Source organism: Acidovorax sp. JHL-9 (assembly GCF_000426205.1).
Lineage (GTDB): Bacteria > Pseudomonadota > Gammaproteobacteria > Burkholderiales > Burkholderiaceae_C > Acidovorax > Acidovorax soli.
In genome coordinates this window covers 1-15,476 of sequence record NZ_AUEX01000010.1, presented here as the reverse complement: position 1 = coordinate 15,476, position 15,476 = coordinate 1, and the positions used below count along the sequence as shown (strand labels likewise).

17 protein-coding genes and 1 pseudogene are annotated in these 15,476 nt (G+C 60.5%); 8 read left to right on the top strand and 10 right to left on the bottom strand.

Annotated features, from left to right (window positions below; translation table 11 throughout):
- Positions 1 to 4: 4 nt before the first annotated feature.
- From K225_RS0108080 to K225_RS0108040, 9 genes are all read right to left on the bottom strand, one after another.
- Positions 5 to 277 (bottom strand): VirB3 family type IV secretion system protein, encoded by a 273-nt coding sequence (locus K225_RS0108080; protein ID WP_024815640.1) that lies wholly within the window; start codon positions 275 to 277, stop codon positions 5 to 7.
- Positions 274 to 660 carry a TrbC/VirB2 family protein gene (locus K225_RS0108075; protein ID WP_024815639.1) on the bottom strand — a complete coding sequence of 129 codons (387 nt, stop codon included), beginning with the start codon at positions 658 to 660 and terminating at the stop codon, positions 274 to 276. Before K225_RS0108075 ends, K225_RS0108080 begins: the two co-directional genes overlap by 4 nt.
- Positions 657 to 1,712: a P-type conjugative transfer ATPase TrbB gene (gene trbB, locus K225_RS0108070; protein WP_024815638.1), complete on the bottom strand. Its 1,056-nt coding sequence runs from the start codon at positions 1,710 to 1,712 to the stop codon at positions 657 to 659. The genes K225_RS0108075 and trbB overlap by 4 nt, the downstream gene beginning before the upstream one ends.
- The gene (locus K225_RS0108065) at positions 1,709 to 2,197 is read right to left on the bottom strand and encodes a ribbon-helix-helix protein, CopG family (protein WP_034712117.1); all 489 of its coding nucleotides are present in this window, start codon (positions 2,195 to 2,197) and stop codon (positions 1,709 to 1,711) included. The genes trbB and K225_RS0108065 overlap by 4 nt, the downstream gene beginning before the upstream one ends.
- The gene (locus tag K225_RS0108060) at positions 2,194 to 4,200 is read right to left on the bottom strand and encodes a conjugal transfer protein TraG (RefSeq protein ID WP_026435922.1); all 2,007 of its coding nucleotides are present in this window, start codon (positions 4,198 to 4,200) and stop codon (positions 2,194 to 2,196) included. Before K225_RS0108060 ends, K225_RS0108065 begins: the two co-directional genes overlap by 4 nt.
- A gap of 233 nt (positions 4,201 to 4,433) precedes the next feature.
- The gene (locus tag K225_RS0108055; protein WP_026435921.1) at positions 4,434 to 4,694 is read right to left on the bottom strand and encodes an EexN family lipoprotein; all 261 of its coding nucleotides are present in this window, start codon (positions 4,692 to 4,694) and stop codon (positions 4,434 to 4,436) included.
- A gap of 46 nt (positions 4,695 to 4,740) precedes the next feature.
- On the bottom strand, positions 4,741 to 5,634 hold the full coding sequence (locus K225_RS0108050) for a LysR family transcriptional regulator (protein ID WP_026435920.1): 894 nt from the start codon (positions 5,632 to 5,634) through the stop codon (positions 4,741 to 4,743).
- Between the two features lie 200 nt (positions 5,635 to 5,834).
- Positions 5,835 to 7,220 (bottom strand): heavy metal sensor histidine kinase, encoded by a 1,386-nt coding sequence (locus K225_RS0108045; RefSeq protein WP_026435919.1) that lies wholly within the window; start codon positions 7,218 to 7,220, stop codon positions 5,835 to 5,837.
- Entirely contained in the window at positions 7,221 to 7,904 is a 684-nt protein-coding gene (locus tag K225_RS0108040; RefSeq protein ID WP_026435918.1) for a heavy metal response regulator transcription factor, read from the bottom strand.
- A 330-nt stretch (positions 7,905 to 8,234) separates the two neighbouring features.
- Between K225_RS0108040 and K225_RS0108030 the strand changes: the two genes are divergently transcribed.
- The 8 genes and pseudogenes from K225_RS0108030 to K225_RS20585 form a co-directional block, all read left to right on the top strand.
- On the top strand, positions 8,235 to 8,579 hold the full coding sequence (locus K225_RS0108030; protein ID WP_026435917.1) for a copper-binding protein: 345 nt from the start codon (positions 8,235 to 8,237) through the stop codon (positions 8,577 to 8,579).
- 89 nt (positions 8,580 to 8,668) lie between these two features.
- On the top strand, positions 8,669 to 9,142 hold the full coding sequence (locus K225_RS0108025) for a hypothetical protein (protein WP_026435916.1): 474 nt from the start codon (positions 8,669 to 8,671) through the stop codon (positions 9,140 to 9,142).
- 25 nt (positions 9,143 to 9,167) lie between these two features.
- On the top strand, positions 9,168 to 9,425 hold the full coding sequence (locus tag K225_RS0108020) for a DUF2933 domain-containing protein (RefSeq protein ID WP_026435915.1): 258 nt from the start codon (positions 9,168 to 9,170) through the stop codon (positions 9,423 to 9,425).
- On the top strand, positions 9,422 to 10,090 hold the full coding sequence (locus K225_RS0108015; protein WP_026435914.1) for an isoprenylcysteine carboxylmethyltransferase family protein: 669 nt from the start codon (positions 9,422 to 9,424) through the stop codon (positions 10,088 to 10,090). Before K225_RS0108020 ends, K225_RS0108015 begins: the two co-directional genes overlap by 4 nt.
- A 50-nt stretch (positions 10,091 to 10,140) precedes the next feature.
- The gene (locus K225_RS0108010; protein ID WP_026435913.1) at positions 10,141 to 10,434 is read left to right on the top strand and encodes a heavy-metal-associated domain-containing protein; all 294 of its coding nucleotides are present in this window, start codon (positions 10,141 to 10,143) and stop codon (positions 10,432 to 10,434) included.
- Between the two features lie 83 nt (positions 10,435 to 10,517).
- Positions 10,518 to 10,778 (top strand): DUF2933 domain-containing protein, encoded by a 261-nt coding sequence (locus K225_RS0108005; protein WP_026435912.1) that lies wholly within the window; start codon positions 10,518 to 10,520, stop codon positions 10,776 to 10,778.
- A 3-nt stretch (positions 10,779 to 10,781) separates the two neighbouring features.
- Positions 10,782 to 13,115: a heavy metal translocating P-type ATPase gene (locus tag K225_RS0108000; protein WP_026435911.1), complete on the top strand. Its 2,334-nt coding sequence runs from the start codon at positions 10,782 to 10,784 to the stop codon at positions 13,113 to 13,115.
- A gap of 20 nt (positions 13,116 to 13,135) precedes the next feature.
- Positions 13,136 to 14,023, top strand: a pseudogene (locus K225_RS20585) (DUF3141 domain-containing protein); the annotation flags it as partial.
- Between the two features lie 185 nt (positions 14,024 to 14,208).
- On the opposite strand, the gene K225_RS0107990 reads toward K225_RS20585, so the two are convergent.
- On the bottom strand, positions 14,209 to 15,417 hold the full coding sequence (locus tag K225_RS0107990) for an IS4-like element ISBvi1 family transposase (protein ID WP_011517431.1): 1,209 nt from the start codon (positions 15,415 to 15,417) through the stop codon (positions 14,209 to 14,211).
- Between the last annotated feature and the right edge of the window lie 59 nt (positions 15,418 to 15,476).

Sequence of the window (15,476 nt, the reverse complement as noted above, 5' to 3'; positions counted from 1 at the left end):
CCCCTCACACGTCCAGCAGCGGCTTGTGTTTGATGTGCCACACAAAGACCTGCATAAACTGCGGGTCGACGCGCGCACCCCAGACCGCCAGAGCATGGCCGGCAATCCAGAGCATCAGCCCAGGAATCCACAGCTGCAGGCCCAACCCGACGGCAGCGGCTAGCGTGCCGTTGGCAATCGCCACGGTGCGCGGCGCACCGCCCAGCAGGATCGGCTCGGTCAGCGAACGATGCAGCGGCACTTCAAAGCCAGTGGCGAATTCCTCGGGCGCGCTCATACGACGGCTCCGCCCGAGAAGCTGAAGAACGACAGGAAGAAGCTCGAAGCCGCGAAGGCGATGGACAGACCGAAGACGATCTGGATCAGCTTGCGGAAACCACCGCTGGTATCGCCAAAGGCCAGCGCCAGGCCTGTGGCGATGATGATGATGACCGCCACAATCCGAGCTACCGGCCCCTGGATGGATTCGAGAATGGATTGCAGCGGGCCTTCCCACGGCATCGAGGAACCGGCGGCTTGGGCCGTGCCGGCGATCAGCAGCATCAGCGCGGCCAGCAGCAGCCCTTGTCCCGCAGGACGGGCAAGACCGCGCAGTCGTACGAGGCGGGATAGGCAGGAAAGTGGATTTACGGGAATGCGGAAAGCATGGGTGTACGTCATGGAAGTTCTCCAGAGGGGTTGAGGGATGAGGAAAGCTCAGAGGGAACCGGCGGTGGCTCGGGAAACGGCGCTTCCAGCGCGTCCACCAGGCGATAGCCCACGCCGTCAAAGCCGATGACGCGGGCGATGCTTTCAATGCGGCGCTTGCGTCCGCGCCCAGCGATGTAGATCACCACGTTGACCGCCTCGGCGATTAACGCGCGGGGCGGTTTCACCGCCACTTCGAGGATCAGTTGCTCCAGGCGCAGCAGCGCGCCCAAGGCAGAGCCGGCATGGATGGTGGCGATGCCGCCCGGATGGCCCGTGCCCCACACCTTGATGAGATCCAGCGCCTCGGCGCCGCGCACCTCGCCGACGACCACGCGATCCGGGCGCAGGCGCATGGACGAGCGCACCAGCTCGGTCATGGACACCACCCCCTGGCGGGTACGCAACGGAACGTGGTCACGGGCTGCGCACTGCAGCTCCACCGTGTCTTCCAGCACCAGCACGCGGTCGCCAGTGGCGGCGATCTCTGCGAGCAAGGCATTCGCCAAGGTCGTCTTGCCCGTGCTGGTGCCGCCGGCAATCAGGATGTTCTGGCGTTCGCGCACAGCCCGCACCACAAAGCCAGCCTGGGCGCTGGTCATCATTCCGTCTTCGACGTAGCGCGCTAGCGGGATGACGCCCACGGCGCGCTTGCGCAGCGCGAAGGCTGGCCCTGGCGCGGCCGGCGGCAGGATGCCCTCGAAGCGTTCGCCCGTCTCGGGCAGTTCGGCCGTCAGCAGCGGCTGACCGCGATGCACTTCCGCGCCGACGTGAGCCGCGACGAGGCGGATGATGCGTTCACCATCGGCTTCGGACAACTCCGCTCCCATCGGTGCGCGGCCGGTAGAAAGCCGGTCGAGCCAGAGCGTCCGGTCAGGATTGAGCATGATCTCCACCACGTCCGGGTCTTCGAGCACGGTAGAAATCAGCGGACCCATTGCGGTGCGCAGCATCTGGATGCGGCGATCCAGAGACGTGGCAGCGGACGAACGAGGTTCTGCCGGGAGTTGGGGTACGGCGCTCATGAGGCACGCTCCTGCGCTTCGGCCAACGTCGCTGCTTCATCCATGTGCATGCCGAACTCGTGACCCTGGGGATGCAGTTCTTCCACCACGTCGCGCACCAGGCTGCGCCCGCGCAGCAGGTGGCGACCCAACTGTTCGACGAACTGCTCGAAACGCGCCTTGCCCTGGGCGCGTGCCGCGTCCTGATGCGCTTCGGGAACCGGCGTGCTGACCGTGAGGTAGTAGCGGATGAACAGAGCCAGCGTCTCAATCTGGATGTTCTGGTCGCGCTCCAGGCGCTCGGCCTGGCGCGACAGGCGATCCAGCCGCTTGGAAATCGCTGCCTCGCGCTGGTTGGCCGCGTCCGGTGACAGCCATGATGCGAGCGCCGCCGCGACGATGCTGGACTTGGACACACCTTTCTTGGCGGCCAGCTCATCGAGCCGCTTGGCGTGTTCAGGTTGGATGAAAAGATTCAGGCGGTAGGTGGAGTGGCTGGGACTCATAGATCGATTCCGTCGTTGGGGTCGAGGGATGCCAGCCGGGCCGTGCGCTGCATGGCCGGATCGAGCTGACGCGGAAGGGGAAGCGGGACGTCGTCGTCATCAAGCAGCGACAGGTCGCTGGCCGGGTGTTCCTGTTCGGGGTTGTAGGTGACGACTTCGGACAGTTCGGGTTGCTGGCGTGGGCCGCCGTCATCGGCCGTGCCCAGGTGCTCCAAGCCATCAGCGGTTGTGGAAGCGGGCGGCGTGGGGACAAGAGGAATCGCCAGCCCGCTCCAGTCGTCAGGACGCGCGCGCGGCACGTCGGCGTAGCAATCCGCCGCGAGCGCGGGCGGCGACAGCACGCGCCGCTTGAAGTTGGCGTCCGCGTAGTAGCGCAGCTTCTTGGCCTTGATCGGCGCATGGCCGGACACCATCACCACCGATTCATCGGTGGGCAGTTGCATGACCTCGCCAGGGGTGAGCAGCGGCCGGGCCGTCTCCTGACGCGACACCATCAGATGGCCCAGCCACGGGGCGAGCCTGTGGCCCGCGTAGTTGCGCTGCGCGCGCAGCTCGGTCGCTGTGCCCAGCGTTTCAGAAATTCGCTTGGCGGTACGTTCGTCGTTGGTGGCGAACGTCACGCGCACATGGCAGTTGTCCAGGATTGAATGGTTCTGCCCATACGCCTTGTCGATCTGGTTGAGCGACTGTGCAATCAGGAAGCTCCGGATGCCATAGCCCGCCATGAAGGCCAGGGCCGTCTCGAAGAAGTCCAAGCGGCCCAGCGCGGGGAACTCATCGAGCATCAGCAGCAGCTTGTGACGGCGGGCGATGCCGTCGCTGCCGTCGAGTGATTCCGTGAGCCGCCGACCGATCTGGTTGAGGATCAACCGGATCAGCGGCTTCGTGCGGCTGATGTCCGAGGGTGGCACCACGAGGTACAGCGATACTGGATGTTCGGCGGAAATCAGGTCCGCAATGCGCCAGTCGCAGCGCGAGGTGACTTCGGCCACCGTGGGATCACGGTACAGGCCGAGGAACGACATGGCCGTGGAGAGAACGCCGGAGCGTTCGTTGTCGCTCTTGTTGAGCACTTCGCGGGCAGCGGAGGCAACGACCGGATGCGGGTCGTTGCCCAGATGCCGCGTGCTCATCATCCGGTGCAGCGTCAGCTCGAACGGACACGCCGGATCACTGAGGAAGTTCGCCACACCCCGCAGCGTCTTGTCTTCGTCGGCATAGAGCACATGCAAGATGGCACCGACCAACAGCGCGTGCGAAGTCTTCTCCCAGTGGTTTCGCTTCTCCAGCGCGCCTTCGGGATCGACCAGGATGTCTGCAATGTTCTGCACGTCGCGCACTTCATGTGCGCCGCGCCGAACTTCCAGCAGTGGGTTGTAGGCGGCCGACTTCGCATCGGTCGGGTTGAACAGCAGACAGTGCGAAAAGCGCGCGCGCCAGCCGGCGGTGATGGTCCAGTTCTCGCCCTTGATGTCATGGATGACGGCGGATGCGGGCCAGGACAGCAGTGTGGGCACCACCAGGCCAACGCCCTTGCCCGAGCGTGTGGGCGCGAAGGTCAGGACGTGTTCCGGACCTTCGTGGCGCAGGTACTCATCACCATGCCGACCGAGGAACACACCAGCGGGCTGGGTCAGCCCTGCCTTGCTAATGTCGCTGGCGTCGGCCCAGCGTGCCGAACCGTAGGTCGTGACCAGGCGCGACTGGCGCGAGCGCCAGATAGACATGCCGATGGCGACCACCACGGCAAGCAAACCGCTGCCGGCGGCAATGGCGCCGCCCACGTCGAAGATGTGGGACGCATAGGCATCGAAGAAGAACCACCACTCGAACAGCTTCCACGGGTGGTAGATCGGTGTGCCCAACAGATCGAACCAGGGCGAACCCAGGCGTAGTTGATAGCCCAGGGCCGCTGCTGTCCATTGTGTGGCGCTCCACACTCCGGCGATCACGATGCCGAATACCACGGCGATCTGACCGAACAGCACGTTCGTTCCTTGCATCTCCCGGCCTCCGATTTTTCCTGCGCGCACTCCGCTCAACGGCTGCACAACAACGTGCCGCTGGCGTCAGGATCGGTGCCGGGTCAGTGCCGGTCAAAGACTGTTATCAGAACGAAGATGATGCAAAAAACATCGATTCAAGCAAGGACGAAGACAGTAAAAGCGCCGCAAGCAAAGGCGCGTTGCGGCGTAGCGAGCAGAAAATCGAGCGATGTGTGGCTTACCGGCCACGGTTAAAAATTCGACGATTCCTTAGGCAGTGTATAAGGCACCTTGCCATTGCCGAAGAAGCGGCGGTTCGTCGCTTCGGCCACGCGGTTGCAAAGTTCGTCGCCCAACTTGGCGCGGTTCAGCTTGCACTGCTGGCGCAATTCTTTCAGCCGCTCGGGATCGGCTGCCAAGGATTCCACCGTCTCGCCTGGAGCAGAAGACTGACCGCAAGAGGCCAATAGCGTGGCTAACGACAATGAGGCGAAGATGTTGAACGGGCTCATGACCTGATTCCTCGAAGGCGTGACACTTGAGAAGCGGGTTTGGGCGTTAGGCGTCATCCGACCCCTGGGAGGCCAACCGCTCAATAAAGCGAGCCAGCGCCTGAGACGGTTCGGTATCCCGGCGCAGCAGATAGGTGGTCAGCATAGGGGAGCGCCCTGCGAGCGGGCGGCCCACTACCCCTGGTTCGCGGCTGGCAGCAATATGCGCTGTGCCCGCAAGCCCTAACGCCAAACCGGCCGACACAAGCGCCATCATCACATCAAATGTAGCGACGTGCTGAACCACCAAGGGTTCCTTTTCCTGCTTGCGCAGGATTCGGTCGATTTGGCGGGCATGGCCTTCGCAGACGGCGGGATCGCCCAGCACAAGGGGGTAACGTAGCACTTCCTCCAGCGGGATTCGCTTATAGGCCAGAGCCGGATGGCGTGCGGGCACGGCCACCATCAACTCGTCTTCCCAGGCCGACTCGACGATGATGCCGTCGCCCACTTCGTCGGCCATCGAGAAACCCGCGTCATACAGGTCATCATGCAAGCCCTTGAGTTGTTGGGCCAACGGAACCTCGAACAGTCGTATTTCTATTTCCGGGTCTTCCTCGCGGCAGTGCGCCAGCAGAGCAGGCAGGCGCGACGGCGTAATGCCATCGGATAAAGCAATGCGCAACTGCCCATGGAAGCCATTGGCGGCCGATTTCACGCTTTCGCGGGCTTGCTCTAACGCGGTAAAGACACGAGGGACATGCGTCAGGAATAGCCTACCTGCAAGGGTCAGCCGCGTGCTGCGACTGGTGCGGATGAACAACTGCACCCCCAACTCTTCCTCCAGTTCCTTGACGGTACGTGAAAGAGGCGACTGTTCTATATGAAGTTTTTCAGCCGCGCGTGCAAAATGAAGCTCTTCCGCGACCGCCAAAAAGCAGCGGAGATGACGCAATTCCATGGGGCGATGCCTCCGTGAAAGTAGGTTGCATGAATTGCGTATTCATTGTTCCGTTCATTCGTGACGAAGTGATGAGTAATCGGTTACATTTTGTTGGAAACCCTTCTTAAGGAAGTCTCTACAGAAAAATTGATCCCGATCAGTAAGTAGATAAGGTGCTGTTACGCTGGTGGAAGTTCTGTTGGCGTTAGTTATTTCTATTACGCCAGCCTGCTAGGAAATTCTAGACTGAACTTTGTTCTCCCCGCACCGGATTCAACCGTGACGCGTCCTCCGTGCGCTTGTGCGATGGCACGGGTAATTGATAGTCCGAGGCCCGCACCATCGGATTGTGGGTGGGACCGAGACGGGTCGGCACGGTAGAAGCGGTCAAAAAGGCGAGGAATGATTTGAGGGTCAATGTCCTCCCCCGTGTTCTCGACCGTCACGACAACGGCCTTTGCTGTCTCGCTGATGTCAATCGTTACATCGCTATGGTCATTGGTATGGCGCAATGCGTTCGACAACAGATTGCTCAGCGCTCTTCGAAACATCAATCGGTCACCCAGGATGTCTCCATCACCGAACTGGCGTAGTGTGACGTTCTTTTCTTCAGCGACGGCTTCGTAAAATTCTAGTAATGCCTGGGCTTCTTTCGCGGCGGAAAACTGCTCCTTGTTCGGCAAGTCAACCCCACGATCTGTCTTAGCCAGGAACAACATATCCGACACCATGCGCGCCAAGCGTTGGAACTCCTCCGCGTTCGACGCCAGAATGTCGCGGTAAGTGTCTGCGTCTCTCTTGCTGGCGAGTGCGACCTGGGTTTGCGTCAGCAGGTTGCTGATGGGCGTGCGAATTTCATGCGCCAAGTCCGAGGAGAACTCGGAAAGTCGTTGAAAGTCGTTTTGCAGTCTGTCCAGCATTTTGTTGAGTTCCTGTGCCAAGTCAGCCATTTCCACAGGAACTGCTTCGATGGGCATCCGCTCGCCGAGACGATGGGAGCTGACCGTTGTGGCTCGGGTCTTCATGGCGCGCAACGGTGCCATCCCTTTGTAGGCTGCGAACCATCCCAGCATCCCGCTGACAAAGATGGCACAAATAGCATAGAGCATAAGCGTACGCTGTAATTGCGCCATGAATTGCATGTGATCTTCCATGTCAATAGCGATCAGGACATCCAGGGGTGGCGCCGCACTATTAGCAGGGTCGAAACGCAAGTTCAACGCGCGAAATTCGCGGCCTTTGCTCTCCCAACTCTGAATCTCAGAAGTGCGATTTTTTGGTGTTGGCGCATCTAAAGTGGCTGGTGGTTGAAACCCTTCGGTCCTGAAAAGAACATCCCCATTAGCGTTTTTGACAAGGACAAACAACCCGTGATGATTGTTCAATGACTCGCGTAAGCGCGATGGGATTTCATCGGTGGAGTTGGCATTGACTACTATGTTTTCGATCAGGTGCTGCTTATCTTTCAGAGTGATTCGATCCAGTTCCAGGAAGTGGCGTTCGGTCGCAACCAGAAACAACATTCCAAGCCCCAGCACGACGGCTGCAGCCACGATCGTGAAAAAGATGGCCAAACGATGGGTGAGCGATAGGAACCGGAACATCTAAACGCTCTCCGGCGCTTCCAGCACGTAGCCCATACCCCGCACGGTCTGGATCAACTTGACGTCCTGGCCTTCGTCGATCTTTAGGCGCAAGCGGCGCATCGCCACTTCGATCACGTTGGTGTCGCTGTCGAAGTTCATGTCCCAAACCTGGGAGGCAATCAGCGAGCGAGGCAGCACTTCTCCATGCCTGCGCAACAGCAACTCCAGCAAACCAAATTCTTTGGCTGTCAGGTCAATGCGGCGGCCACCCCGCGAGACCCGTCGGCGCAGCAGATCAAGTTCCAGGTCAGCCACGCGCAATGTGTTGGTTTCGGTGCCTCCTCGGCCCCGGCGCAAGATTGTCCGTACACGGGCCAGCAACTCGGCGAATGAAAAGGGCTTGACCAGATAGTCGTCAGCGCCCAATTCCAACCCTTTGACCCGATCTTCCACCTGGTCTCGCGCCGTGAGGAACAACACAGGCATCTGCAATCCGCGATTGCGCAGGGACTGCAGCACCTGCCAGCCATCCAGTCCGGGCAGCATGACATCCAGGATCACGAGGTCGTACTCACCATGGAGTGCCAGGTGCAGCCCATCGCTACCGTTTTGAGCCAGATCGGCCACAAATCCGGCCTCGCTCAATCCCTGGCGAAGGTATTCACCGGTTTTAGGCTCATCTTCGACGATCAATATCTTCATGGTCACTCTCCGCTATCTGGCGTAGACGTGAGTTTGACGAGTTTCTGCGTGCCTGACACGCAGATAACAAATTTGTAATCCGGCGCACAGCTTTCTGACATGACCGCGCTTCAGAATCACCTCCATGAGATCGGTCATTTTTTGTGATGTGCCCAGCAAGGTCACGCGGGCCCTTGGCAAGCAAGGTGAGATCGTCTGGCAATTCGCCAAGAAGGCGGGCACTGCCAAGTTCGCGTGCCTGATGTCTGGTCATTCGAGGCCGGCATGAAAGGCGCTGTCAAAGTGGCCATGAAATAACCCACTTTTTTTACTCTCAATCGTGAGGAAATCATGAAAACCATCAAGAACATTCTTGCCATCTCCGCTCTTGCCATGGGCACATTCACGCCCATGGGCAGTTTCGCCCAGACCATGATGGATCACGGCAAGATGGATATGTCCCAAGCATCGGCATCCCTGACCGACGGCGAAATCAAGAAGGTCGATCAGGAAACTGGCAAGGTCACCATCAAGCACGGAGAAATCAAGCACATGGACATGCCCGGCATGACCATGGTGTTCACCGCAAAAGACAAGAGTCTGCTGGGCAAGGTGAAGCCCGGCGACAAGGTCAAGTTCATGGTCATCAACGAGGGCGGGAAGATGGTTGTCACTGACATTCAGCCCGCTCAGTAAGAACACGCTGCTCGGGCGTGCTGTGTCGTCGCGGTCAGAGGGTTTGAATGCTGAATGCGACGGTTTTTCACCGTAAGAAGGAGAACGCCATGTCAAAAATTCGCCATACCCTGGTTGGTATCTGTGTCGCTTCGCTCTCACTGAGCGTGATGGCGCAAACCGCCGATGAGCACAAGGCCCATCACCCTGCAGGAAGCACATCGCCTGCGTCCACCCAAATGAAGGCGGCCGCGAAGCCAACGGGTGCGGGGCAGATGGCTGGAATGGCCAAGATGGACGAGCACATGAAAGCCATGCAAGCGATGCACGAAAAGATGCTGGCGGCCAAAACGCCAGAAGAGCGGCAGGCGCTCATGGACGAGCACATGAAGCTGATGCAGGACGGCATGGGAATGATGCAGCAGATGGGCGCAGGCATGCAGGGCATGGGTGGCATGCAAGGTGGCAAGGGCATGCCCACCAACATGGCCGAGCGCCATCAGATGATGGAAAAGCGCATGCAAATGATGGAGTCCATGATGCAGATGATGCTGGACCGTCTGCCAGCTACGCCAGCCAAGTAACGCATCCACCGAAATGGGAGTCACCATGAACCATCAACACGGCGGGCACGAGTCGCCCCCCAGCTTTTGGAGTTCTCGCTATGCCATCGGCCTCGTGGTGATCGGTGGTGTAGCAGCGTATTTCCTGTTGACCGAACACCTCGCGCATGTCGTCGGGGCGCTGCCTTTTCTCCTGCTCCTCGCCTGCCCGCTGATGCATGTCTTCATGCATGGCGGACATGGCCAGAGCAACCCTGATGCCAAGAAAACTGCCGATTCACGCAAGGACGGAGGTCAACTGTGAACCATACCGAATCCGCTTATGGTCTGTGGTCGCTCGTCATCATCAATTCAGCGATCTTCATCATGTTTGCGTTCAGCTTTTTCAAGCCTGCGACGGCCCGTGACTGGAGGACGTTTGGCGCATTCGCAGCCTTCGTCGTTGCCTTGTTCGTAGAGATGTATGGCTTCCCGTTGACGATTTATCTGATGTCAGGATGGTTGCAAACCAAGTTCCCTAACCTGGATCTGCTCTCCCACAGCTCGGGTCACCTGTGGTCTACCCTCTTGGGCGAAAAGGGCGACCCGCATTTTGGCGTGCTGCACATCGCCAGCTACGTTTTTCTGGGCTTTGGTTTCTACCTGTTGTCCACCGCGTGGAATGTGCTGTACCACGCTCAGCGTCGCCAGTCGCTCGCCACAGCAGGCCCCTACGCACGCATTCGCCATCCGCAGTACGTGGCTTTCGTGATGATTTTGCTGGGCTTCCTGCTGCAGTGGCCCACGTTGCTGACCTTGGTCATGTTCCCAGTCTTGCTCCTGATGTACGGGCGTCTGGCCATCACCGAAGAGAACGAAATGCGCAGGCAATTCGGTGCTGCGTACGACAGCTACGCCCAGCGAACACCCCGGTTTATTCCTCGCATGGGCAAGTTCGAGTCGACGAATGACTCCGTATCAAAAAGATGATCTGGATTTCTTCCCTGCGGTACACGTTTCACTTTTTAGGAGTTTGAAATATGAGCACGATTGATCTGCAAGTTGAGGGCATGAGCTGTGGCTCATGCGTCAAGCACGTCACGCAGGCATTGCAGCCGCTGCCGGGGGTTCGCGGGGTAGAGGTGGATCTCCCGTCTGGCCGTGTCCGGGTGAGTGGGGAGCTGGCGCAGGGCAGCGCTCCTTTGCTGAGGGCCTTAACGGATGCGGGCTACACCGCAAAGCTGGCCACAGATGCGGCCATTTCTACTGGAACCTCGCAGCCTAAAGCCTCGGGCTGCCACGGCGGCGTCACGGGGGCCTGTGGTTGCCGATAACGGCCACGGCATTTGATTTCGGATTGTCTGGCCGGATGACTCCGCACACATACTTTTTCTGACAACTCTGAAGGAGCAACGCCATGGATCAGCCTGACAACGACTCTCATTCGCCTACGTTCTGGCGCCGCCCAGCCGGCATGGCGCTGGCAACGGCGGCCTTGATCGCCGGTTTTTACCTGCTGCGAGAGCATTGGGGCCATGTTTTAGGTTATTGGCCCTACCTGCTGCTCCTCGCCTGTCCGCTGATGCACCTGATGCACGGCCACGGCGGTCATAGCGGCCATGGTGGGCATGGAAGCCATGCGCAGACGCCCCGGCGCTCCAAAAACGACAAGGAATAAGCAATGGACATGCATGCACACCATCATCATGGCAGTCCCCCTACTGCCGAGCCAGCCCCACCATCGGATCTGAAGGATCCGGTTTGCGGCATGACCGTTACGGAGCAGTCTGAACACAAATTGACGCACGACGGTCGACCCTACTATTTCTGTAGCGCCAAGTGCCAAGGCAAGTTCGCGGCGGCCCCACTGCAGTACCTTGCATCCACAGCACCCGAGGACACCGCGCCAGAGCCGGTCGGCACCATCTACACCTGCCCCATGCACCCCGAGGTGCGGCAGGATCATCCTGGCACCTGCCCCAAGTGCGGCATGACATTGGAGCCCATCATTCCCCTGGACGAGGAAGACAACCATGAGTTAAAGGATTTTCAGCATCGCTTCTGGTGGACACTGCCCTTCACGGTCATCGTCACCGTTCTTGCAATGTTCGGCCATCGCCTCGGATGGTTTGACATGAAGGTGCAAACCTGGGTTGAACTGGCGCTGTCCTTGCCTGTCGTGTTGTGGACGGGTTGGCCCTTCTTCGTGCGCGGATGGCAGTCCCTCGTCCTTCGCAGCCCCAACATGTGGACATTGATTAGCTTGGGTACAGGCGCGGCCTTTCTCTACAGCCTGGTGGCCACCCTGGCGCCGGGCGTGTTCCCCGATTCGTTTATCTCCATGGGGCGTGTGGCTGTTTACTATGAAGCGACCGTGGTCATCATCTCGCTGACCATGTTGGGCCAGATCATCGAGTTGAAGGCCCGTTCACAAACTTCTGCGGCGATCAAGGCGCTACTCGGTTTGGCACCCAAGACGGCACGTCGCATCAATGCGGACGGCAGCGAAGAAGACGTACCGCTGAACCATGTTCACGTCGGTGACCTGTTGCGTATTCGCCCCGGAGAGAAAGTGCCGGTCGATGGCGTTGTGACCGAAGGCAGCAGTGCGGTCGATGAATCCATGCTGACCGGTGAGCCTGTGCCGGTGACAAAACGCCTTGGTGACAAGGTGATCGGTGCCACGATGAACACCAGTGGCGCCTTGGTGATGCGCTCCGAGAAAGTCGGTGCGGCCACCATGCTGTCGCAGATTGTTCAGATGGTGGCCAATGCCCAGCGCTCGAAGGCGCCCATGCAGCGAATGGCGGACGTGGTCGCAGGCAAATTCGTGGTGGTGGTGGTGCTCATCGCCATTGCCACCTTCTTTGTCTGGGGTTTTTTCGGTCCGGAACCGAGCTGGGTGTTTGGCTTGATCAACGCAGTGGCCGTGCTGATCATCGCGTGCCCCTGTGCGCTGGGACTGGCCACGCCCATGTCGGTGATGGTGGCCACAGGGCGTGCCGCGACACAGGGTGTGCTGTTCCGCGACGCTGGCGCCATCGAAAAAATGCGCGAGGTGGACACGCTGATTGTGGACAAGACAGGAACGCTGACCGAAGGTAAACCCGCTTTCGACACCGCAGTCGCTGCCCCCGGCTATACAGCGGATGAAGTTCTGCGTCTTGCGGCAAGTTTGGACCAAGGCAGCGAGCATCCTTTGGCAGAGGCCATCGTCAGCGCAGCACGCGCCAAAGGCCTGGAACTGATCAAACCGCTTGATTTTGAGTCCGGCAGCGGCATAGGCGTGCGCGGCATGATCGATGGCAAGCATCTGGTGTTGGGCAACACCGCATTGATGCAGCAGGAGGGCGTGGCCACGGATGCGCTCAAGATCGATGGCGAGCGTCTGCGCAGTGAAGGCGCCAGCGTGATGCATCTGGCCGTGGACAGACAACTGGCTGGAATCTTGGCCGTGACCGATCCCATCAAAGCCACCACGCGGGAAGCTATTCAAAATTTGCACGCCAGTGGCTTGCGCATCGTGATGGCGACTGGCGATGGCCTGACCACGGCCAAGGCAGTGGGCGCCAAACTGGGAATCGACGAGGTGCATGGCGAAGTCAAGCCCGCCGACAAGCTGGCGCTTGTGGAGCGGCTCCAGAAAGAGGGCCGCATTGTCGCGATGGCCGGCGATGGCATCAACGATGCGCCGGCGTTGGCCAAAGCCGATGTCGGCGTGGCCATGGGCACGGGGACCGATGTGGCCATGAACAGTGGCCAGGTCACGCTGGTCAAAGGCGACTTGCGCGGAATCACTGCGGCGCGTGATATCTCCACTGACACGGTCCGAAACATGCGCCAGAACCTGCTGTTCGCATTCGTTTACAACGGCATTGGGGTGCCGATTGCGGCAGGCGTGCTGTACCCGTTCACTGGGTGGTTGTTGTCCCCGCTGATCGCAGCGCTGGCCATGAGCTTGAGCTCAGTGTCGGTGATTGGGAATGCGCTGCGTTTGCGGGGTGGCAAAAAATGACGCCGTAGTTCGGAGGAATGATGAAAACCCCCATGTCACCACAAAAACCTCGGACCTCTCAACGTACCACGGCGGGGGGTAAGGAAGCAGCGGTGCAAAGGACGCACCGCCAGGCAGCGGATCTACCACCGACCGTCTTGGATCATTCAGAGGAGTTGTTGAAGCCTGCGGCACAGGATGCGTCCGGGGGTATGAAAAGAGCAGCTGAAACTCCCTCGGCGCAGGACTATTTCGATTACCAGCGCGACTTCTTCGAACGCACCATTCTGTTCTGGGACACGCTTCGCCAGCGGGCGAACAACATGCTGGAGCACGAGCGAGCCGGATTGCCGCCGCTTCTGGACTTCAAGTATGAAACGCTGCTGGACGCGCGCAGCTTCGAACGGCCCGTCAACTATGCACTGCTGCGCATCACAGAAATCGACGGGCATTGCTGGGACGACTGCGTCGACTCTGAAAAACCGCCGGTCATCATCGTCGATCCACGCGCCGGCCACGGCCCCGGCATTGGCGGCTTCAAGCGCGACTCCGAAGTCGGGATGGCCATGCGTGAAGGCCATCCGGTTTATTTCGTCATCTTCTTTCCGGAGCCGACTCTGGGTCAAACCCTGGCAGACGTGTTGCATGTGCTTCGGCGTTTCGTCGAAGAGGTCGCACTACGCCATCCTGGCAAGCCACCTGTGCTCTATGGCAACTGCCAAGCCGGGTGGGCTGTGACGCTGCTGTCCGCAGACTGCACCGGTCTGGTCGGGCCGGTAGTGCTCAACGGCTCGCCCTTGTCGTATTGGGCCGGTGAGTCCGGTGTCAATCCGATGCGTCTTTCCGGTGGGCTCCTTGGCGGCAGCTGGTTGGCGCATTTAACTGCCGACCTGGGCAATGGCCGCTTCGACGGGGCCTGGCTAGCGCAAATACTGTTCAGATACGAAGCACCGGCACTGGCTGATGCCGCAAATGGAGCGCTGCGCCGCGATGCCGAACATTGAAGTTGCTCATCTTGCGCTTGACGCCGCGCGGGTTCAGGCGCCCACGACTGCTCACGCAGCGCCCGCGCGCGATCTCGGCCAGCAGGGCCTCGCGCCAGGCAGGCAAACGCTCAGGGGGAAACGGCCGCAGCTTGCGGCATCTTGCGCTTGATCACGCGCACGGCGTGCATGAAGCTCAGGCGATCCGGATCGAGTTCGCGCGCCCAGGCCGCCTGCGCCATCAACTGGCGAATCGCAAAGTGCGCCAGCAGCAGCCCCCACAGCTCCTGCTGCACCAGCTCGGGCGTCTTGCTGCGCAGCACCGTGCTGTTGGCGCGCAAATGCGTCTTGAACTCATCGAACACCCCCTCGATCTCCCAGCGCTCGTGGTACAGCGCGGCCAGCTCCAGGGCCGGCGCCGCATCGGGGTCCAGGAGGTTGGTCAGCAGCCGGTAGCTGCCCTGCGCCGGCGTGGCCGAGCCCTCGAGCGCGTAGTCGATCACACGCACCGTTTGCCCTGCGCGCCGCGCGCGGTCGTCGCTGTCGAACACGCGGCTCAGGTACGAGCCATCGGGCAACATCTGCTCTACCGGCAGCTTGAGGTTGGATTTGACCCGCCAGGCCAGCTTGGCGCCCGTAGCGCAGGCGGTCTGCCAGAGCTTGAAGCCGTAGAAGTTGCGGTCGGCCAGCACCAGCATCTCGGGCGTGAGCTTGGCGGGCAGCAACTGGGCGGCCATGACCTGCTCGCTGTGGCCGTAGGGTGCGATGCCGGCTGCCACCACCGCGTGCGTGCCGCATTCCACCAGGCCCAGAACGCGCGCCTGCGGGAAGGCGCTTTGGCCGCGCGAGGCGCCCGGGTAGCCGAAGAACTTGGCGTTGGCCGCCTCGTCGGCCACGTCCATGCAGCTGCCGTCCAGGGCCATCACGCGCAATCCCCGGTACCACGCCCCTGGCGCCCCCGGCGCGGCCAGCGGGCGCAGCACCCGATCGGCCAATTGGCGCATGACCTCGGGGCCCAGCCGGCTGCGCGCCTGCGAGATCGCGGACTTGCTGGCCTGCACCGCCTCAGTGTGGCCGCCGCCGAGCCATTGCAGGCCTTCGCACACCACGCGCAGCACTTCCTCCAGCGGCGCTTCGCGCCACAGCGCCAGCGCCATCACGTAATACACCACTGCCGGCGCGGGCAGCAGCCGCTCCCGCTGGCTGGCCTTGCCGGTCTCGGCCAACACTTCTTCGATCAACGTCCGTGGACACACGCTGGCCAGCACCCCGGCGCTGATCAAATGCGCAACGTCAACTCTCGACGGCAGCGTCTTGCGTGTTCTGGCCATCACCCTCATCCATTGAAGCTTCGATGGATGAGGATTATGGCTTTAAAAATACTATCTGAACAGTATTG